Raw genomic sequence first — 20,399 nt, forward strand, 5'->3', positions numbered from 1 at the left:
AGTGCTATAATGTAAGGGATTGTGAATTTAGCGTGTTTTGCTATTTTCAAAAAAGAAAAAACAAATCAGAGATGTCAGAACATCTCTTAGAAGAGGTGAATCCCATGGGACGTAAATGGGCTAATATCGTTGCTAAGAAAACTGCTAAAGATGGTGCTAACTCAAAGGTTTACGCTAAGTTTGGTGTTGAAATCTATGTAGCTGCTAAACAAGGTGAACCAGATCCAGAATCAAACTCAGCTTTGAAATTCGTTTTGGAACGTGCTAAACAAGCACAAGTGCCAAAACACGTTATTGATAAGGCCATTGATAAAGCCAAAGGTAACACAGATGAAACTTTCGTTGAGGGGCGTTATGAAGGATTTGGGCCTAATGGTTCTATGATTATCGTAGATACTTTGACTTCAAACGTTAACCGTACAGCTGCTAATGTACGTACTGCCTTTGGTAAAAACGGTGGTAACATGGGTGCTTCAGGTTCAGTATCATACATGTTCGATAAAAAAGGTGTTATTGTATTTGCTGGCGAAGATGCAGACGCTATCTTTGAGCAGTTGCTTGAAGCAGATGTAGACGTTGAAGATGTAGAAGCAGAAGATGGAACAATTACTGTTTACACAGAACCAACAGCTCTTCACAAAGCTTTGGAAGCTCTCCGTGCTAACGGTCAAGAGGAATTTCAAGTCACTGAACTTGAAATGATTCCACAATCTGAAGTTACTCTCGAAGGTGAAGACCTTGAGGTCTTTGAAGGACTCGTTGATGCACTTGAAGCAGATGACGATGTTCAAAAAGTTTATCACAACGTAGCAGACTTGTAATGTGATTAGACACTTTCCTCACAATGGGAAGTGTTTTTATGTGATTTGTCTAAAGATTTGCCTTGCTTGTCCTGCTTTAATCTGATATAGTAGTAGCCAAGTGAATTATTGGAGGAACACGAAATATGAAAATAATACCTATTCTTGTTATTTATGTGATTGCATTTATTGCTTACATCGCTTATAGCCGTCGTCGTCAGGCAAAAGCTCAAGAAGATCGCTTTTCAGGTCTTGCTAAAGGTGCTGAAGTTGAAACAATCGGTGGTTTGATCGCTATTGTTGATGAGGTTGATAAAGAAAATAATCGTATCGTTTTGGATGCTGAAGGTGTTTTCTTGACCTTCGATTTGAGCCGTTCAATCATGAAAGTGATTACGCCTGCACCAAGTTTAGAAAAAACAGAAACTAGTGAAGAGACTGTTATTGAAGAAGATTCAGCCATTGAGTCTTCTGATGAAAAATAAGTTGTGAAGCTGTTATGATAATTTAGAGGTTGTGACTTTTGTTCCAGCCTCTTTTTACGTTTTCTAATCTCCCCAGTATTAAAAACTGTTCAGAACCCCTAAAAATATGGTAAAATAAAGGGTAAACTATATTTAGAGGATATTCCATGTTTAAATTTAGAAAAAAATCTCATCAAGAGGTTCTAGACAATATTCCTAACCATATTGGTATTATTATGGATGGGAACGGCCGTTGGGCTAAAAAACGTCTACAACCACGTGTGATGGGTCATAAGGCTGGGATGGATGCTTTGCAAAAGGTAACCATCGAAGCGTCACAACTTGGAGTCAAGGTGTTGACGGTTTATGCCTTTTCAACGGAGAACTGGTCACGCCCACAAGATGAAGTAAAATTCATCATGAATTTGCCAGTTGAATTTTTTAACAAATATGTACCAGAATTAGACAAAAACAATGTTCGTATTTTGACGATTGGGGATAATAGTCGTCTACCTAAGGAAACTTTGGAGGCTCTTGAAAAGGCGGTTGAGCAGACTAAACATAATTCTGGTCTGGTTCTTAACTTTGCGCTTAATTATGGTGGCCGTGCGGAGATTGTGTCTGCTGTTCAAGCCATTGCTAAAGAAGTTGAAGCAGGTAAACTTAGTCTTGAAGCTATTGATGAAGATCTTATTGCGAAGCATTTGATGACGGATAAGTTGCCGTACCTCTACCGTGATCCGGATTTGATTATTCGTACGAGTGGGGAGCTTCGTCTAAGTAATTTCTTACCTTGGCAGTCTGCCTACAGTGAGTTCTACTTCACAGATGTTTTCTGGCCAGATTTTGACCAGAAAGGGCTACGCCAAGCCATCTCTGACTACAATAAACGTCACCGTCGCTTCGGTGGTGTCTAGAAAGGACCTCTCATGCAAGAACGTTTAATTGGTGGGGGTGTGGCAGCAGCCATTTTCCTCCCATTGCTCTTTATCGGTGGTCTTCCTTTCCAGCTTTTGGTTGGGGCTATGGCCATGGTTGCAGTGTCTGAGATGCTTCGTATGAAGCACTTGGAGATTTTCTCTATCGAAGGTATTTTGTCTATGTTGGCAGCCTTTATTTTGGCAGTGCCGATTGACCATTACTTTATCAGTCTTCCGACAAATGCCAGTGTGACAGGCTTTGCTATTATTTCTTTTTTGATTTTAGCAGGGATTGTCCTTAATAGCGACCACTATTCTTTTGACGATGCAGCCTATCCGATCGCATCTGCCTTTTATGTTGGTTTCGGTTTCCAAAATCTTATTGCGGCACGTTTGGATAGTTGGGAAAAAGTTCTTTTTGCGCTTTTCATTGTTTGGGCGACAGATATTGGAGCCTACCTCTTTGGGCGTCAATTTGGTCAGAATAAGTTATTGCCAAAAGTATCACCAAACAAAACCATTGAAGGTAGTATTGGTGGTATCTTATCAGCAATCATTGTAGCACTAGTCTTTGGTTTGATTAACCATGGAGTTTATGCCCCACACAACTTCTTCTGGTTGCTTATCTGTACGATTCTCTTTAGTATTTTCGGTCAATTTGGTGATTTGGTGGAATCAGCTATTAAACGTCATTTCGGCGTTAAAGACTCAGGAAATTTCATTCCTGGGCACGGTGGTATTTTGGACCGTTGTGATAGCTGGATTTTCGTTTTCCCAATTATGCACTTCCTAGGACTTTTTTAGGGGTGGAGGTGTCTAAATGAAAGCTATTATTACTTTTTTACTGATTTTCTGTGTAATTGTCGTCTTCCATGAATTTGGACATTTCTTCTTTGCCAAACGCTCGGGCATTCTGGTTCGTGAATTTGCCATCGGAATGGGACCGAAAATCTTTGCCCACACTGGTAAGGATGGTACCGTTTATACTGTTCGTATCCTCCCCTTGGGTGGTTATGTCCGTATGGCTGGTTGGGGTGAAGATACAACTGAGATTAAGACGGGTAGCCCTGCCAGTCTAACGATTGGGACTGATGGTAAGGTAAGGCGCATTAATCTTTCTAATCGTCAGGTTGACCAGACGGCCTTGCCTATGAATGTCACTGCCTATGATTTAGAAGATAAGTTGACCATTACTGGTTTAGTTCTAGATGAAACCAAGACTTATGACGTTGACCATGATGCTACTATTGTTGAGGAAGATGGTACAGAACTTCGTATCGCTCCAAAGGACGTCCAATATCAAAATGCTAGCATTTGGGGACGTTTAATAACCAACTTTGCTGGTCCTATGAATAACTTCATTCTTGGAGTGCTTGTTTTTATTATCTTAGCCTTTGTTCAAGGAGGTGTCCACGACACATCAACCAACCGTATTCAAGTGGCAGATGGTGGTGCTGCTCAGGTGGCAGGCTTGAAAAATGGAGATGCCATTGAGGCTATCAATAAGGACAAGGTTACGGATTGGGATAGTTTAAAAGCAGCTTTGACAAGTAATACTCAAAAATTCTCCAAAGGTGAGAGCCTTTCTGTGACAGTTAAGAGAAGCAGTGGTCAGGAAGAAACAGTTTCTATTAAACCGAAGGGGAGCCAAGGTAGCTATCTTTTGGGTGTCTCTCCTGCCTTAAAGACAGGTCTTAAAGATAAGATTTTTGGTGGTTTCCAAATGGCTTGGGAAGGGACAACAACCATTCTTGTGGCGCTGAAGGGCCTTATTACCCACTTTAGCTTGAACAAGCTCGGTGGACCTGTTGCCATGTTCCAGATGTCTGCTCAAGCTTCTGAAAATGGGTTGGTTGATATTCTCAGTCTTATGGGAATGCTCTCTATTAACTTGGGAATTTTCAATCTTATTCCAATTCCAGCCCTTGACGGTGGTAAAATTGTCATGAACCTTATTGAGGCCATTCGTCGTAAACCCCTTGATCAAGAAATTGAAAGCTATATCACACTTGCAGGTGTTGCGGTCATGGTCGTCCTCATGATTGCTGTCACTTGGAATGATATTATGCGTGCTTTCTTTTGATTAGAAACAAAAAATGAAATGAAAGGAAGTCTAAGGGACTTGACCCAAGGGCCAGCCTCCTTAGTATGTAAATGATGAAACAAAGTAAGATGTTGATTCCAACACTTCGTGAAATGCCAAGTGATGCTCAAGTTATCAGTCATGCCCTTATGGTACGTGCGGGTTACGTGCGTCAGGTCTCTGCTGGTATTTACGCTTATATGCCATTGGCAAATCGTGCTATCGAAAAATTCAAAGCTATCATGCGTGAGGAATTTGAAAAAATCGGTGCGGTTGAAATGTTGGCGCCAGCGCTTTTGACAGCAGATTTGTGGCGTGAATCAGGCCGTTATGAAACCTATGGTGAAGACCTCTATAAATTGAAAAACCGTGATAAATCTGACTTTATCCTAGGTCCAACCCACGAAGAAACGTTCACAGCCTTGGTTCGTGATGCGGTTAAGTCTTACAAGCAATTGCCACTTAACCTCTACCAAATCCAATCTAAATATCGTGATGAAAAACGTCCACGTAACGGTCTTCTCCGTACACGTGAGTTTATCATGAAAGATGGCTATAGTTTCCACCAAAACTATGAAGATTTGGATGTGACTTATGAAGACTACCGTAAGGCCTATGAGGCTATCTTCACACGTGCTGGTCTTGAATTTAAGGGTATCATCGGTGATGGTGGTGCCATGGGTGGTAAGGATTCTCAAGAGTTCATGGCGGTTACTCCTGAGCGTACAGACCTTGATCGTTGGGTCGTTCTTGACAAGTCAATCGCTTCATTAGATGAAATCCCAGAAGATGTCATGGAAGACATCAAGCATGAATTGACATCATGGTTGGTATCAGGTGAAGATACGATTGCTTACTCTACAGAATCAAGCTATGCCGCTAACCTTGAGATGGCAACAAATGCCTACACACCAGCGACCAAGGTTGTGACGCAAGAAGAAGTAACTCGTGTTGAAACACCAAATTGCAAGTCAATTGATGAAGTTGCTGCTTTCTTGAATGTTCCAGAAGAACAAACTATCAAGACCTTACTCTTTATGGCAGATGATGAACCTGTAGTGGCTCTCCTCGTGGGTAATGATCATGTTAATGATGTGAAGTTGAAGAACTTCCTCGCAGCGGACTTCCTTGAACCAGCTACAGAAGACGAGGCTCGTCAAGTCTTTGGTGCTAACTTTGGTTCTCTTGGTCCAGTCAACCTTCCTGACAATATTCGTATCATTGCCGACCGTAAGGTTCAGGATGTGGCTAATGCTGTCGTTGGAGCTAACGAAGATGGCTACCACTTGACAGGAGTTAACCCAGAGCGTGACTTCAAGGCGGAATACGTAGATATCCGTGAAGTCAAAGAAGGTGAGATTTCTCCAGACGGTCAAGGTGTTCTTAAGTTTGCGCGTGGTATTGAAATCGGCCATATCTTCAAACTTGGTACGCGTTACTCAGAAAGCATGGGGGCTAATGTTCTTGACGAAAATGGTCGTGCAGTTCCAATTATCATGGGATGTTACGGTATCGGTGTTAGCCGTATCCTATCAGCAGTTATTGAGCAACATGCACGTCTCTTTGTTAACAAGACACCAAAAGGTCAATACCGTTATGCTTGGGGTATTAATTTCCCTAAAGAATTGGCGCCTTATGATGTTCACTTGATTACGGTTAACACTAAAGACGAGGAAGCAACTGCCTTGACAGAGCGTTTGGAAGCTGCTCTTATGGCTGAAGGTTATGATGTCTTGACAGATGATCGTAACGAACGTGTCGGTTCTAAGTTCTCTGATAGTGACCTCATCGGACTTCCAATCCGTGTGACAGTTGGTAAAAAAGCCAGCGAAGGTGTTGTTGAAGTAAAAATCAAGGCAACTGGTGATACTATTGAAGTTAACGCAGATAACTTGATTGAAACACTTGCTATCTTGACAACAGAACAAAATGCTTAATCTTTAAAAAATCTTTTCTTGCAGGAGCAGGAAGAGATTTTTTGTCTTAAGTGTGAATATGGTTAAGAAAGGAGAAGGAGACAAATTCCAATTTGACAGAATTGTCTAAATAGTGTAGACTTAAAACTATCTTAACTACGGAGGCATCACATGCTTAATAAAGCGACCCATTTGGGAAATCTTAAAGCTTTTTATTACTTTAGTTTCTTTAGATAGGACGTTTGTGTTTCAGGATACAAGCGTCAGTCAGTTTGTATCTATGAAGCTAAAGCATTTTGTGATGGATTAGCCGATTAGATGAATAGGTCTAACCGGTGACATAAGCTAGCTTGTGCTAGTCAAGATGCAGAAAACCAGTTGGGCCTGTCCTAGCTGGTTTTTCCATGCCGTGGTCTATTTTTGATATCTCTTTTTACCACACGCATTTTCTATATCTTGCTTACTTGTCGCTGAGATGTAAAGCGTGCCAGTGCTTCCTTGAAGTGAACAATGAAACGACGAAGACGCTTGTTTGTAGTCTGACCGCTTCAGAAAAAGGAATCGAAAATAGATAGAATAAAAAAATAGAGGTATACAAGATGAAGAAATTCTTGGTCAGTATGATGGCTGTTCTCACAGCTATCCTCTTGGTTGCATGTTCCAATGCTTCTAACAAAAAAATGGTTCACGTTGGTGTTCTCCAATATGTGGAGCACCCGTCCTTGTCAGCAGCACGTAAGGGGTTCATTGAAGAACTCAAAAAGGAAGGCTATGTTGATGGTAAGAACATCAAGATTGATTATCAAAATGCGCAAGGAGATCAGTCTAACTTACAGACGATTTCTCAATCGCTCATTGAAGATAACGATCTCATGTTGGCTATCGCAACCCCTGCGGCCCAGTCTTTGAGTAGTTTGACAAAGGATAAACCCATTCTCTTTACAGCTGTTACGGATCCAGTCTCAGCTAAGTTGGTTAAGTCTATGGACAATGTTGGTAGCAATGTCACCGGAACGAGTGATATGTCACCTATCAATAAACAAGTTGAATTATTGAAAAAGGTCCTTCCGAATACTAAAAAAGTTGGGATTATGTACACGACCAGTGAGCGTAATTCAGAGGTCCAGGTTGAAGAAGCCAAGAAATACTTCAAGAAAGCTGGTATTGAGACAGTTGTTAAAGGGATTTCATCAACCAATGATATCCAAGACACAGCTAAGAGCTTGATGAGTCAGACAGAAGTTATCTTCATTCCGACGGACAACACCATCGTTAGTGCTATCAATACCTTGGTCGACCTTTCGAAGGAGACTAAGATACCAGTTGTCGGTGGTGATGCTGGAAGTGTTGAAAAAGGTGTTCTCTTTACCTACGGAACTAACTATGAAGCACTTGGTCGCCAAACCGGTAAGTTGGCAGGTCGTGTCATCCGAGGTGAGAAAATCGAGGATGTAGATGCCGAATATCCTAAGACCTTGAATGTTGTGATTAACCATGACATGGCCAAGGAACTCGGTATTGATATGTCTAGTATTAGTGATGAGGAATCTAATGCTGCAATGAAAGATGACAAACCTATCGCTAAAAAAGACAAGGGTGTCATCAAGCTTCAAGTGAAGAAATCATCTAAAAATGGTTTATCGAATGTGGTGTTGACAGCTATTTCTCAAGGTCTTCTTTGGGCCATTATGGCTATTGGGGTGTTCATTACCTTCCGTATCTTGGACCTTGCTGATTTGACAGCTGAAGGAGCTTTCCCACTTGGTGCTGCGACGACAACTATCATGATTATTCGTGGGATTAACCCAATTTTTGCGACTATTGGTGGTTTTGTAGCTGGTATGTTTGCAGGAGCTGTTTCTGGCTTTATGCATACCAAAATGAAAATACCGGCTCTCTTAACGGGGATCATAACCTTGACCGGTCTCTATTCAGTTAACCTTTTGGTTCTTGGTAGCGCCAATGTCTCTCTTGCAGGGCATAACACGCTGGTGACCATGGTTATGGGGCTTGGCTTGTCTAAGCTAAATGGTGTCATTCTACTCGGACTGATTTTTGTTAGCCTAGTCGTGCTCATGTTGGTTATTCTTCTCAATACGCAGGTTGGTCTAGCTCTTCGTGCGACCGGTGATAACCTTGCTATGGGTGAAGCCAATGGTATCAAGGTAGACCGTATGAAAATTCTTGGATATATGATTTCTAATGGATTGATTGCTCTCTCAGGTGCTCTTTTAGCCCAAAATAATGGCTATGCAGATATGAACATGGGTACTGGTACAATCGTAAACGGCTTGGCTGCTATTATCCTGGCTGAAGTTATTGTTAAGTACTTACCACTTGGCAAACGTCTCTGGTCAATTGTCCTAGGTGCTGTTCTCTATCGTTTGGTTTTGGTTATCATCCTTGCTATGAACGTTGACGCACAGATGTTGAAATTGGCCTCAGCTATCTTGCTTTCTATCATCCTTTATGTACCTGAAGTGCGAGGAAGATTGAAAATCAAGCCCAATAAATCATTGACTCCAGGAGGTGACAAGTAATGGCTCTGCTTAGTTTACAAAAGATTCATAAAACATTTGAAAAAGGGACAGTCAATGAAAATCACGTCCTACGTGGTTTGGATCTTGACATCGAACAAGGAGATTTTATCTCTGTTATCGGAGGAAATGGTGCTGGTAAATCAACCTTGATGAATTCCATCGCTGGTGTCCTCAGCATTGATGAGGGAGATATCTTATTAGAAGGGCAGTCTATTAAGAAAGCATCTGTAGATGTGCGTTCTAAGGATATTAGCCGTGTCTTCCAAGACCCTCGAATGGGGACAGCGACCAACCTTTCTATCGAAGAAAATATGGCTATTGCCTACCGTCGTGGTAAGAAACGTAGCTTCTTTAAAAGGTCAATCACCGAAAGTGAACGCCAACTTTTCAAGGAAGCCTTGGTAGACCTTGGTCTTGGTCTTGAGAATCGTATGAAGACCGATGCTAATTTCTTGTCAGGTGGTCAACGTCAGGCTTTAACACTTGCTATGGCAACCCTAGTCCGTCCAAAGATTTTGCTCTTAGATGAACATACTGCGGCGCTAGATCCTAAGACAAGTGACATGGTCATGCATCTAACTCGCAAGATTGTCGAAGAACAAGAGTTAACGACCCTCATGATTACCCATAATATGGAACACGCCATTGAATATGGAAATCGTCTAGTTATGCTCTATCATGGTAAGATCGTCGTAGATGTACGTGGTGAAGAAAAGAAAAACCTCACTGTGGCAGAACTTATGGATCTCTTCCATAAAAATAGTGGACAGGTCCTCAATGACGACGCCTTGGTACTTGGTTAAGAGATTAGAAAAGAAACTATCCAAAGTTTATGTTTTGGGTAGTTTTTTCTTGACTATTTTTGACCAAGTGCTAAAATGAATATATAGATTAGCACTCATTGTGTACGAGTGCTAAAAACAACGTTTAAAACGTTACTTATACGAAATAACATTTGGAGGTAATTGGTATGGCATTGAAACCATTGGGCGATCGCATCGTCGTCCGTTTTGAAGAAACAGAAGAAAAAACAGCTAGTGGCTTTGTATTGGCAGGAGCTAGTCATGAAGCTACAAAGACTGCAGAGGTTTTGGCAGTAGGTGAAGGCGTTCGTACGCTTACTGGTGAATTGATTGCACCTAGTGTTGCAGCAGGCGATAAAGTCCTTGTTGAAAATGGTGCAGGTGTCACTGTTAAAGACGGTGATGATTCCGTTTCTATTATTCGTGAAGCAGATATTTTAGCAGTCCTAGCCTAGGTTTTAGCCAATCAGAATATAAACTAAGATAAAGAAGGAGTAACTATGGCAAAAGATATTAAATTTTCATCAGATGCACGCGCAGCAATGGTGCGTGGTGTTGATGCTTTAGCTGATACAGTTAAGGTAACGCTTGGCCCTAAGGGTCGTAATGTTGTTTTGGAAAAGGCTTTTGGATCACCTCTTATCACTAATGATGGTGTGACAATCGCTAAAGAAATTGAACTTGAAGATCACTTTGAAAATATGGGGGCCAAACTCGTTAGCGAAGTGGCTTCAAAAACGAATGATATTGCCGGTGACGGAACAACCACAGCAACCGTTTTGACACAAGCTATTGTCCGTGAAGGGCTCAAAAACGTAACGGCTGGTGCTAATCCAATTGGTATTCGTCGTGGGATTGAAGCAGCTGTAGCTACAGCCGTGGAAGAGCTTAAAGCCATTGCCCAACCAGTTGCCAATAAGGAAGCTATTGCTCAAGTTGCAGCGGTTTCATCTCGCTCTGAAAAAGTTGGTGAATACATTTCAGAAGCTATGGAACGTGTTGGTAATGACGGAGTTATCACTATTGAAGAGTCTCGTGGTATGGAGACAGAACTGGAAGTGGTCGAAGGTATGCAATTTGACCGTGGTTATCTTTCTCAATACATGGTGACTGACAATGAAAAAATGGTAGCTGACCTTGATAATCCATTTATCCTTGTGACTGACAAGAAAATTTCAAATATCCAAGATGTTCTTCCACTCTTGGAAGAAGTGCTTAAGACAAGCCGTCCACTTTTGATTATTGCTGATGACGTGGATGGTGAAGCTCTTCCAACACTTGTTCTTAACAAGATTCGTGGAACCTTCAATGTCGTAGCTGTTAAGGCCCCTGGCTTTGGTGACCGTCGTAAAGCGATGTTGGAAGACATTGCCGTTTTGACAGGAGCAACTGTCATCACAGAAGACCTTGGCCTTGAGCTTAAGGATGCGACTATGGCAGCGCTTGGTCAAGCTTCGAAAGTAACTGTTGAAAAGGATAGCACAGTTATCGTTGAAGGGGCAGGAAGCCAAGAAGCTATTGCCAACCGTGTCAACCTTATCAAGTCTCAATTGGAAACAACAACTTCTGAATTTGACCGTGAAAAACTTCAAGAACGTTTGGCTAAATTGTCAGGTGGGGTTGCTGTCGTTAAGGTTGGTGCAGCCACTGAAACAGCCCTCAAAGAAATGAAGCTTCGTATCGAAGATGCCCTTAATGCCACTCGTGCCGCTGTTGAAGAAGGTATCGTAGCTGGTGGTGGTACAGCTCTAGTCAATGTTATTGCTAAGGTAGCTGAACTTGACCTTGAAGGTGACGACGCTACAGGACGTAACATTGTCCTTCGTGCCTTGGAAGAACCAGTTCGTCAAATTGCTTTCAATGCTGGTTATGAAGGTTCAGTTATCATCGATAAATTGAAGAACAGCCCAGTTGGTACAGGCTTTAACGCTGCCAACGGTGAGTGGGTAGATATGGTTGAAGCAGGAATCATTGACCCAGTTAAGGTAACACGTTCTGCCCTTCAAAATGCCGCTTCTGTAGCTAGTCTTATCTTGACAACAGAAGCAGTTGTTGCTAATAAGCCTGAACCAGAGGCTCCAGCAGCACCAGCTATGGATCCAGGTATGATGGGTTACTAAGATTTTAAGAAGTAAACAATAAAAACCTAGAAGAGTTTTCACTTTTCTAGGTTTTTTGTGTCAACTAAGGAAATTTAGTTATTGTTATTTGGATTTGAGTTAGGACCAAACGAAGTATCTTGGAATTGTTGCGCTGTCCTTGCTTGTGTTTGGAAGGAATTGTAGGCAGCAGTGTTTCCGGGTTCTCCTGTTATCTGCATCATCATTTGTTGCTGTTTAAGACGTTCTGCTTCCTTATTCATGTTGATAGAAACAATGAGTAAGATGAGCCATCCAAGGAAAGTCCAGCTTAATAGTATTGAGAAAACAAAGATTAGCCATTTCTTATCTGTTTTGTTTAGAAGTGCTGGTAGGATGTCAATAATGATTGCTGGTAGACCCAAAATCAAAATCCAAAATGCCAAACCCAAGCCCATACTAGATTCGTCTCCAACAACTCCAAGTAAGAACAATCCAAGAGCCCAAAGGATAACTGGGATGGTAGCAATGGCTACCATGATGAGGTTTGTTGGGGATTTCTTTTCTGGCTTCTTCCAAGGCTCATTAAAGGTGCTGTTTGTTTGTTGGAAGCTTGCATTAGTTTGCTGGGCAAAGGAATTTAAAGACTTATTAGTAGTGCCCTGTATTGGATTTACTTGCGCTTGAAAGTTAGCTGTTGGAGCTTCTTGACCTAGGTTAGGAGTTTGGAAAGTTTGTCTTTCTTCAATACTAGAATCAACTAAGGGTTCTTCAGCGACATCATAGCTCTCAACGACAGGTTCAACACTTTCTGTGGCTTTTTTAGGGGGTGTCGTTTCTACTGTTTCTTCAGTTTTGGCTGGTTCGACAGGTGCCAAAGGGTCCTTGATTTCTACCGTTTCCTCAGCTTTTTTTACCTCAACAGGTTGTTCCTGTCTTTTAGAGCTTTCTCGGACAAATTCGCCTCTCTTGGCTGCATCAGCCATCTCTTGGATACTTGGATTGCGTCCGTTAACTGCCTGGAAAAAATCAATCCAATCTTTTTGATTCATGTTTTTAACCTCCGTTTGAGTTGATTATAAAATTTGATAATTACAATTATAGCAATAGTGTTAATGATGTGCAATGGGAGTTATATAGGAATGGTTACTTTATTTGCCCGGCACTTTCGTATTGACGTTCTTGTCGCTGAAAATAGGAAAAAGAAAGACATAGGCAAAGATATATATTACCAGAGGATAGATTAGGGGATTATAGTTCCAAGCTCCCTGCCAATCTAGGTGAAAAAGCCTAACACTAGCCCGTGTTAATCCGGCACTCCAACTTTTTATGCCAAAAGGTTTAAGGATAAGGCTGAGTGGTGTTGGAAGGTGTAGAAGATAAATTCCGTAGATAGCCACTAAAAGTAAGAGGTACAGTCTAAAAAAACGCTGGTGGTAAGCCCACAAGCGTGTGAAATAGGTTTTCATTAGCCGATAAGAGAATAAAGTTTTTGAGCATTTGCTTGACGAGTAGCATCCATGATAAGGAACCAGTCAACGATTGTCCAGATACCACAGCCACCGCCTGTCAATAGTTTACCAACACCTAATCCCACGTGTCCTAAGATAAAGCGGTCAATTCCAAGAGATCCACCGAAAAGTGAGATAACCAACATCATGGTTGGGTCTTGGAAACTAAGTGTATAGAGCAATTGGACTTGTGCCTCTGGAAGAGCCTCAATACGTTGGCGAATATATTGAACTTGTTCTGTTGGGAAATACTTGGCATTGATAGCTAACCATTGATCTGCTGGATTCATAATGAAATACTCCTCTAATTTATATGATATGTAAAGCTTAACATAATGTCTAGGGAGATTCAAGGTGGTCAAGGCTTTCGAAGTCAATAAAAGCAACTTATTTGCAAGCTTCCACTGTCCTATAAATAAGGATAATCCTTTCGCACCATGTCTGAGAATGAGCTTGCTTCTATGGTTTGTGATTTCTCAACCCTTGTTCAAAACTTTCTGATCTAGCCTGCACAGTGATTTTTTCGAGTGTTAAGGGATGGGTGAAACTGAGGGAGTGGGCGTGGAGCATGAGGCGGGATGCATGTCGGCGGCTATATAGTGGATCTCCCAAGATAGCATGTCCATGATGGGCTAGATGAACACGAATTTGGTGGGTACGGCCGGTCTTCAACTGACAGTTGACCAGACTAGCACTATTGAAGGTCTTGAGGCGCGTGACCGTCGTATAAGCACGCTGTCCTTTTCGAGGGTCCACCACACGTTTTCTGCGATCGTGGCGGTCACGACCAATCTTGTCTTTATAAACGGTTTCCCTAGTCTGAAACCTTCCTTCTGCCAAAGCCCAATATTGACGTTGGATGAGCTTATCTTCCAGGAGTCGGTTGAGGATTGGTAGAATAAAAGGATTTTTAGCGAAAAGCACAGCCCCACTAGTTTCCATATCTAGTCGATGAACGACATAACAGGTTTGATCACAGTAGGCTGAGACATGGTTAAGCAGGGCTATCTCTGTAGGCTCATTACCATGCGTCTTCATCCCCTCGGGTTTATTGACAACGATGAGATGCTGATCCTCATAGAGAGGCTCTACAAGACTGGCTTTCCCCATGAGAATAGTTTTATCAGGATAGTCTTCTGTGTCAAAGGTCAGGCTAATTTTATCGCCTTTTTCAACTGGGCTTTGCCAATTAATGGTTTCTCCGTTGATGAGCACGTGTTTTTTCGTACGTAGGAAATGACGAATTTTGCGGGGAATGAGGAGTTTTGATTCAAGCAGGTCTTTGACCGTTGTTGTGGGATAGGGATTGATAATATCTACATGTATAGTCATGGCTTCATTATATCATGAACGCTTCAAAGAGGACAGAATCCCTTAAAACTTGGTATAATAAAGTTATGACATTTTTTGATAATCTAAAAAACAAAATTTTTAAAGAAGAAAAAGGCAAAAGGGTTAAGAATGATCAATCTGTAGGGAAATCAAAGGATTTTCAAGACAAGATTAAGGGTCTTTTCACCAAGAAGCCTGATGAGGTTGAACAGGCTGTTGAAGACCTAGATATGTCTCGAGAAAATCAAGAATCCTCACGTTATCAACGTTCTAAGCAAAAGAAACCTATTGATACAAGCAAGCCACTGGGTAAGGTTCAGGCTTTCTTGAGCAAATTCACCCTTTCACCAAGAAATCCTATTCGTCATTTCTGGCGTCGCTATCATATTGGCAAGATTCTCTTTATTTTAGTGGCTATACTGGTTCTGACTATAGGTTCCTACCTCTTTTACATTGCTAAGACAACCAATGTCTCAGATCTTCAAGATGCCCTGAAGGCAACTACGGTTATCTATGATAAAGATGGCAATCAAGCCGGTTCTTTGTCAGGACAAAAAGGAACCTATGTGGAGCTTGATGCCATTAGTGATAGCTTGGAAAATGCTGTTATCGCAACAGAAGACCGAACTTTCTATAAAAATAGTGGTGTCAATGTTCAACGTTTCCTCTTGGCGATTGTGTCTATGGGACACTTTGGTGGTGGTTCAACCATTACGCAACAATTGGCTAAGAATGCCTTTTTGACTCAAGAGCAGACAGTGACACGTAAGGCCAAGGAATTCTTCCTTTCTTTGGAATTAACCAAGAAGTATAGCAAAAAAGAAATCCTCACCATGTACCTTAATAATGCTTATTTCGGCAATGGGGTTTGGGGTGTTGAAGATGCCAGCCAAAAATACTTTGGTACGAGTGCTGCTAATCTAACCGTTGATGAGGCGGCTACCCTTGCTGGTATGCTTAAGGGACCTGAAATTTACAATCCCATTGACAATATCAAAAATGCGACCAACCGTCGAAACACAGTCCTTGCCAACATGGTTGATGACAAGAAGTTGAGCCAGGCTGACGCTGACAGTGCTGCTGGAGTAGATATGGCGAGTCGTTTGGATGATACCTATCAAGGAACTGGTGATGACTACAAGTATCCTTCTTACTTTGATGCCGTCATCGAAGAAGCCACTAAGACCTACGGTTTGAGTGAGGATGAGATTGTTAAGAACGGCTATAAAATCTATACAGAGATGGATGCCAATTCACAGGCTAATATGCAACAGACCTATGAAAATACCTATCTCTTCCCAACATCAGAAAGTGATGGTAGTACAGCTCAGTCAGCTAGTGTGGCCCTCGATCCGTCGACTGGAGCAGTCCGTGGTTTAGTCGGTCGTGTAGGTGGTACCAGTGATACAACCTTCCGTAACTTCAACTATGCCACCCAAGGGAAGCGTAGTCCTGGTTCGACCATCAAACCTTTGGTAGTCTATGCCCCGGCTCTTGCTTCGGGGTGGAGTATTAACAAGGACCTTCCAAATAAACCGATTGACTACAACGGGTATACGCCAACCAACTACGGTGGTGTTGAGACAGAGGATGTGCCTATGTATCAAGCTTTGGCTAATTCGTACAATATACCAGCAGTTTACCTCTTTAATCAAATCGGTATTCAAAAAGGAATTAGTTATGGTCAGAAATTTGGTCTTAACTTTGACAATGTCCCAGAAGAATTGGGAGTTGCCCTTGGTGGTGGTGTGACAGCTAGTCCTCTTCAAATGGCTCAGGCTTACGCGACCTTTGCCAACGGTGGTGAGATGAACACTGCTTATTTCATTACTAAAATTGAAAATGCCAGTGGAGATATCATCGCTACTCATAGTAAGAAGTCTAAACGTGTTATCAGCCAGTCAGTTGCCAATCAAATGACCAGTATGATGCTTGGAACCTATTCAAATGGTTCTGCTGTTAATGCCAATTATACAGGTTATACTATGGCAGGTAAGACAGGTACTGTTCAGGCAGAATTTAACAAAGATTTGACCAGTGACCAGTGGGTGATTGGTTATACGCCTGATGTGGTCATGACAACTTGGATTGGTTTTGACAAGACCGATGAGAGTCACTACTTGACAGGGGCTAGCTCAGGAACGGCTTCAACTATTTTCAGCTATATTGCTGCAGATGTTTTGCCAAATACACCAGGAACTGAGTTTACTGTTGAAAATGCTTATGCGGCTGATGGTCAAACCTTAGATTATACAGCAAATCCAAACGATTCACGTAATAGCAATAATAAGTCATGGACAGACAAGGCTTCTGACGTTGTGAATGATGTCAAAGACCAGGCAAGTAGCCTATGGGATAAGATCTCAGACTCCTTCTCAGGTCTATTCAGATAGCTTGTCAATTAAGTTTAAAAGTGGTAAGATAAAAAGAACGGAGGCGTTATGGCACAAAAAAAAGCAAGCCTAGCGTGTGCAGATTGTGGGAACCGAAACTACTCGATTAGTGTTAGTAGCACTCCCAAACCAACACGACTAGAAGTGAACAAGTTTTGTAAAAATTGTAAAAAATATACCTTGCATAAAGAAACAAGATAGGAGACACCGTGAGACAAACTGGAAGTATTTTCAAAGTCTTGAAAGACACGACTTGGCCAGATCGCAAACAACGCTGGCACGATTTTATTTCAGTTCTTGAGTATACTGCGTTCTTCACAGTCATCATCTATGCGTTTGATGTATTGTTGAGTCGCGCTATGTCAGCACTGATTAACTTTTTCTAAAGAAAACACAAAAAGAGTAGGAATGCCTGCTCTTTTTTGTTATAATAAGTGCAGATAAAAGCGAAAACAAAGGCCACGAGGCTTTTTTATTAGGCTTTGAATGAAAACAGATACTCCACGTGCTTTTACCACTCAGATGGTTATCTCATCCAGATTCCTCTGAGTCTAAGTGCCATTTTAGTAAAAAAGAAAGGAATCCTAAAATGTTAGATTCATTCGATAAGGGCTGGTTCGTCCTTCAAACGTATTCAGGATACGAAAACAAAGTTAAAGAAAACCTTTTGCAACGTGCTCAGACTTACAACATGCTTGAAAATATCTTGCGCGTTGAAATCCCTACTCAAACTGTCAATGTTGAGAAAAATGGTAAGGTTAAAGAAGTGGAAGAAAACCGCTTCCCAGGATACGTTCTTGTTGAGATGGTAATGACAGACGAAGCATGGTTCGTTGTTCGTAACACTCCAAACGTTACTGGTTTCGTTGGTTCTCACGGTAACCGTTCTAAACCTACTCCACTCTTGGAAGAAGAAATTCGTCAAATCTTGATTTCAATGGGTCAAACTGTTGATGTCTTTGATACTAATATCAAGGTTGGTGATGTGGTTCAAATCATTGATGGTGCCTTTATGGGTCAAGAAGGCCGTGTTGTGGAAATTGACAATAACAAGGTTAAAATCATGATTAACATGTTTGGTTCTGAAACAGCAGCCGAACTTGAACTTTACCAAATCGCTGAACTTTAAGATAGACAAAAAAAGGTCGAGATAGAGATTTCAACCTCGGAAGACTATCTCATTAAACATGAGGGAGAGACTAGAAGCTAGATTTTTTAAATTTAGTTCTGTGTCACTCCCTTTTTCTAACTGATGATGATGAATTATAAACGATTTTACGATAGGATTAGCGGTCCATTGCGTCCTTATACTAGTATTTTAGAGAGGCTTAATAAGGTTATAACTAGGACTTTTTACCTACTTTTTCCTATATTTCTTAGTTTGGTTTGGCTGAGAAATGGCTGGTTTGTTCTTTTTACGACAGTGCTTATTATGGGAGGATGCTTCTTTCTCCTTTCTCTTGGTCGTAGGCTCTATAATCGCCCACGCCCTTATCAGACTTGGGATATTCAACCCCTTATTAAGAAGGACAGTCTTGGCAAATCTTTTCCCAGTCGGCATGTTTTCTCAGCGACTGTCATTGCTATGTTGGCACTGATGATTAACCCCTGGCTAGGTGGGACTATGCTTTTTTTGGCAGCAATTCTGGCTATCTTGCGTGTGCTAGGTGGCGTTCATTATCCTAGTGATGTTTTGGCAGGCTATGTCATTGGAATTCTTGTGGGCCTCCTTCTTTACCTTTAGAAAATTCTGGTCTTCTTCGATAGAGGAAGGCTTTTTTCCTTGAAAAAAGAAAAGGCCCCTTAGGGTACCTTTCCTTCTGTTCTAAAATCGAGTTGGCAATTAAAAGTTGTTTCCACCATTGAATAGTATTTAGTTTAGGACGTGCTCTGTAATGGCTTGAGCGACACCATGATCATCGTTTGAAGCCGTTACTAAGTTTGCAGTTTCCTTGACCCCTTCAGGTGCATTGCCCATAGCAATTCCTAGTCCAGCCAGAGCCAGCATAGGGCTATCGTTGAAGTTATCACCAATAGTCATAACCTGTTCAAGCGGGATGTCATAATATTTGGCAACCTCAAGGAGAGCATGCTCTTTAGAAACGTGTTTGGCTGTGACTTCAAGGTAGTTATCTTTGGATAAGTAGAAGGCTGTCTGTGGAAAATCCATGCTTAGGAGTTTTTGGTGGAGGTCCTGGATAACTTTAGGTTCATCAATCAACAAAAGCTTGTGGATAGGTGGTTCAGAGTCTGAGACAGTTTCTTGTAGTTCCTTAAGAATAGGAGATTCACCTGTGATACCTGCTTCCAGCTGAGACCATCTGTCTAGTTGGTTGGTAATCCAATCCTTGCCAGAGTAGATATTCACAGATACACTCGGGTAGTCTGTGGATAAGTAGCTAAGAAGTTCTTGGATTTCAGTTTTATCCACAGGATGTTCGATGATAGTACGATTACCCTCGAGTACTAAGGCGCCGTTGTAGCAGGCGATAGGATTTTCAGGAAGTCCCAGTTTATGAGCGATTGGTTGCATCCCTAGTGGAGAACGGGCCGAAGCTAAAACAAAGGGGATCTTTGCCTTTTCAAGCTCTGGCATGACCTCAATCAGCTGCTCATCTATCTGGTGGTGACTGGTGAGAATAGTGCCATCAATGTCACTGATAATCAAACGAATATTACTCATAATTGCTTTCCTTCTCGTCGTATAAAATTATTACCTTGTCTTTAAGAGCTTCGACTAAATCAGGCTCAGGTTTCTTATCTGTAATCCAGTAGTCGAAGTCTTCAATCTTGCCCAATATATATTTGGAATGTTTTTCATACTTGTCTACTTCAGCAATAAGTATCTTGGTTCTGGCAGCCTGCATGGCTAGCTGTTTGACGGCAACGTCCTCTTCATCTTCAAAGCTAACCAATCCTTGACTGAGACTAGCCGCCCCAAAGAAAGCTATGTCAAATTGTAGATGTTGCAAGAACTGGGCTTCGTGAAGTGAATAGTAGAAGCGGTTTTTGCTGTAAAATCTTCCTCCCAAGAGATGGAAGTCAACGCCTTCTTTGCCACTTAGGACCAAGGCGTTATCCAAAGAGTGGGAGTAGACGGTAACGCTTTTATCTAGCTTTTGAGAAACCTCAAGCATCAAGGTAGAGACATCAAAGAAGAGGAGAGACTGTTCTTTGACCAAGCTAAGCGCCAGGTCTGCCATTTTTTTCTTGTCTTCAGTGAGTCCTTTCTGACGTTCTTGGAAGCCAAGAACAGTGGTATTTTTAACTGGAAGAATGCCGCCATGGGTACGCTGAGCCAGATTCCTCTGGCTGAGACAGTCGAAATCTCTTCTGACGGTATCTTTGGAAACACCTAATGCGTCAACCATTTCCTTGACAGATAGGGTTCCTCGCTCTTCCAAGAGTGTTAATATTTTCTCTAATCGTTGTTCCTGATACATGAGTCACCTTCTTTCTGATATCATTATAGCATTTCCAGCTTGTTTCGTGGCATAAAATAGCATAAAAACTTAAAAAGACGCAAAATACCTTAAGGTCAATTCGCCCCCTTAAACTT

The 20,399-nt window shown here is 41.6% G+C and carries 21 protein-coding genes; 15 read left to right on the top strand and 6 right to left on the bottom strand.

Translation table 11 applies throughout. The annotated features are described in order from the left end of the window. Nucleotides 1–104 precede the first annotated feature (104 nt). From QRD39_RS08015 to groL, 10 genes are all read left to right on the top strand, one after another. Nucleotides 105–821: a YebC/PmpR family DNA-binding transcriptional regulator gene (locus tag QRD39_RS08015; RefSeq protein ID WP_285956167.1), complete on the top strand. Its 717-nt coding sequence runs from the start codon at nt 105–107 to the stop codon at nt 819–821. Nucleotides 822–946: 125 nt separating this feature from the next. Continuing rightward, entirely contained in the window at nt 947–1,285 is a 339-nt protein-coding gene (locus tag QRD39_RS08020) for a preprotein translocase subunit YajC (RefSeq protein ID WP_285956168.1), read from the top strand. 146 nt (nt 1,286–1,431) lie between these two features. After that, entirely contained in the window at nt 1,432–2,181 is a 750-nt protein-coding gene (uppS, locus tag QRD39_RS08025) for an undecaprenyl pyrophosphate synthase (RefSeq protein WP_285956169.1), read from the top strand. Nucleotides 2,182–2,193: 12 nt separating this feature from the next. Then, nucleotides 2,194–2,988, top strand: a complete 795-nt coding sequence (locus tag QRD39_RS08030; protein WP_285956170.1) for a phosphatidate cytidylyltransferase — start codon at nt 2,194–2,196, stop codon at nt 2,986–2,988. A 16-nt stretch (nt 2,989–3,004) separates the two neighbouring features. Further along, entirely contained in the window at nt 3,005–4,267 is a 1,263-nt protein-coding gene (locus tag QRD39_RS08035; RefSeq protein WP_285956171.1) for a M50 family metallopeptidase, read from the top strand. Nucleotides 4,268–4,341: 74 nt separating this feature from the next. Then, complete coding sequence (locus QRD39_RS08040) at nt 4,342–6,204, top strand: proline--tRNA ligase (protein ID WP_285956190.1); 1,863 nt, start codon at nt 4,342–4,344, stop codon at nt 6,202–6,204. Nucleotides 6,205–6,782: 578 nt separating this feature from the next. Continuing rightward, nucleotides 6,783–8,723 (top strand): ABC transporter substrate binding protein, encoded by a 1,941-nt coding sequence (locus QRD39_RS08045; RefSeq protein WP_285956172.1) that lies wholly within the window; start codon nt 6,783–6,785, stop codon nt 8,721–8,723. After that, nucleotides 8,723–9,526: an ABC transporter ATP-binding protein gene (locus tag QRD39_RS08050; RefSeq protein WP_285956173.1), complete on the top strand. Its 804-nt coding sequence runs from the start codon at nt 8,723–8,725 to the stop codon at nt 9,524–9,526. The genes QRD39_RS08045 and QRD39_RS08050 overlap by 1 nt, the downstream gene beginning before the upstream one ends. Nucleotides 9,527–9,693: 167 nt before the next feature. Further along, nucleotides 9,694–9,981 (top strand): co-chaperone GroES, encoded by a 288-nt coding sequence (groES, locus tag QRD39_RS08055; protein WP_285956174.1) that lies wholly within the window; start codon nt 9,694–9,696, stop codon nt 9,979–9,981. A 45-nt stretch (nt 9,982–10,026) separates the two neighbouring features. Then, on the top strand, nt 10,027–11,646 hold the full coding sequence (groL, locus tag QRD39_RS08060; RefSeq protein ID WP_004183788.1) for a chaperonin GroEL: 1,620 nt from the start codon (nt 10,027–10,029) through the stop codon (nt 11,644–11,646). A 74-nt stretch (nt 11,647–11,720) separates the two neighbouring features. On the opposite strand, the gene QRD39_RS08065 is transcribed toward groL, so the two are convergent. The 4 genes from QRD39_RS08065 to QRD39_RS08080 form a co-directional block, all read right to left on the bottom strand. Next, complete coding sequence (locus QRD39_RS08065) at nt 11,721–12,656, bottom strand: superinfection immunity protein (protein ID WP_285956175.1); 936 nt, start codon at nt 12,654–12,656, stop codon at nt 11,721–11,723. A gap of 99 nt (nt 12,657–12,755) precedes the next feature. Further along, entirely contained in the window at nt 12,756–13,073 is a 318-nt protein-coding gene (locus QRD39_RS08070) for a DUF2752 domain-containing protein (RefSeq protein WP_285956176.1), read from the bottom strand. Continuing rightward, nucleotides 13,073–13,405: a TM2 domain-containing protein gene (locus QRD39_RS08075; protein WP_004183782.1), complete on the bottom strand. Its 333-nt coding sequence runs from the start codon at nt 13,403–13,405 to the stop codon at nt 13,073–13,075. The genes QRD39_RS08070 and QRD39_RS08075 overlap by 1 nt, the downstream gene beginning before the upstream one ends. 169 nt (nt 13,406–13,574) lie before the next feature. Beyond that, nucleotides 13,575–14,447, bottom strand: coding sequence for an RluA family pseudouridine synthase (locus QRD39_RS08080; protein ID WP_285956177.1), 873 nt, complete (start codon nt 14,445–14,447; stop codon nt 13,575–13,577). Between the two features lie 65 nt (nt 14,448–14,512). Here QRD39_RS08080 and pbp2a point away from each other — a divergent pair, with 65 nt between their 5' ends. From pbp2a to QRD39_RS08105, 5 genes are all read left to right on the top strand, one after another. Next, entirely contained in the window at nt 14,513–16,840 is a 2,328-nt protein-coding gene (pbp2a, locus tag QRD39_RS08085; RefSeq protein WP_285956178.1) for a penicillin-binding protein PBP2A, read from the top strand. A gap of 48 nt (nt 16,841–16,888) precedes the next feature. Continuing rightward, on the top strand, nt 16,889–17,041 hold the full coding sequence (gene rpmG / locus QRD39_RS08090; RefSeq protein WP_002946904.1) for a 50S ribosomal protein L33: 153 nt from the start codon (nt 16,889–16,891) through the stop codon (nt 17,039–17,041). A gap of 8 nt (nt 17,042–17,049) precedes the next feature. Next, entirely contained in the window at nt 17,050–17,226 is a 177-nt protein-coding gene (secE, locus tag QRD39_RS08095; RefSeq protein ID WP_008535768.1) for a preprotein translocase subunit SecE, read from the top strand. Between the two features lie 203 nt (nt 17,227–17,429). Next, a complete protein-coding gene (gene nusG / locus QRD39_RS08100; RefSeq protein WP_008535769.1) occupies nt 17,430–17,969 on the top strand; it encodes a transcription termination/antitermination protein NusG in 540 nt (179 codons plus the stop codon). Nucleotides 17,970–18,095: 126 nt separating this feature from the next. After that, nucleotides 18,096–18,584, top strand: a complete 489-nt coding sequence (locus tag QRD39_RS08105) for a phosphatase PAP2 family protein (protein WP_285956179.1) — start codon at nt 18,096–18,098, stop codon at nt 18,582–18,584. A gap of 129 nt (nt 18,585–18,713) precedes the next feature. Here QRD39_RS08105 and QRD39_RS08110 read toward each other — a convergent pair whose 3' ends face one another. Further along, nucleotides 18,714–19,523 carry a Cof-type HAD-IIB family hydrolase gene (locus QRD39_RS08110; RefSeq protein ID WP_285956180.1) on the bottom strand — a complete coding sequence of 270 codons (810 nt, stop codon included), beginning with the start codon at nt 19,521–19,523 and terminating at the stop codon, nt 18,714–18,716. Beyond that, nucleotides 19,516–20,283 (bottom strand): DeoR/GlpR family DNA-binding transcription regulator, encoded by a 768-nt coding sequence (locus QRD39_RS08115; RefSeq protein WP_285956181.1) that lies wholly within the window; start codon nt 20,281–20,283, stop codon nt 19,516–19,518. The genes QRD39_RS08110 and QRD39_RS08115 overlap by 8 nt, the downstream gene beginning before the upstream one ends. Nucleotides 20,284–20,399: the final 116 nt, after the last annotated feature.

Source organism: Streptococcus raffinosi (assembly GCF_030284685.1).
Lineage (GTDB): Bacteria > Bacillota > Bacilli > Lactobacillales > Streptococcaceae > Streptococcus > Streptococcus raffinosi.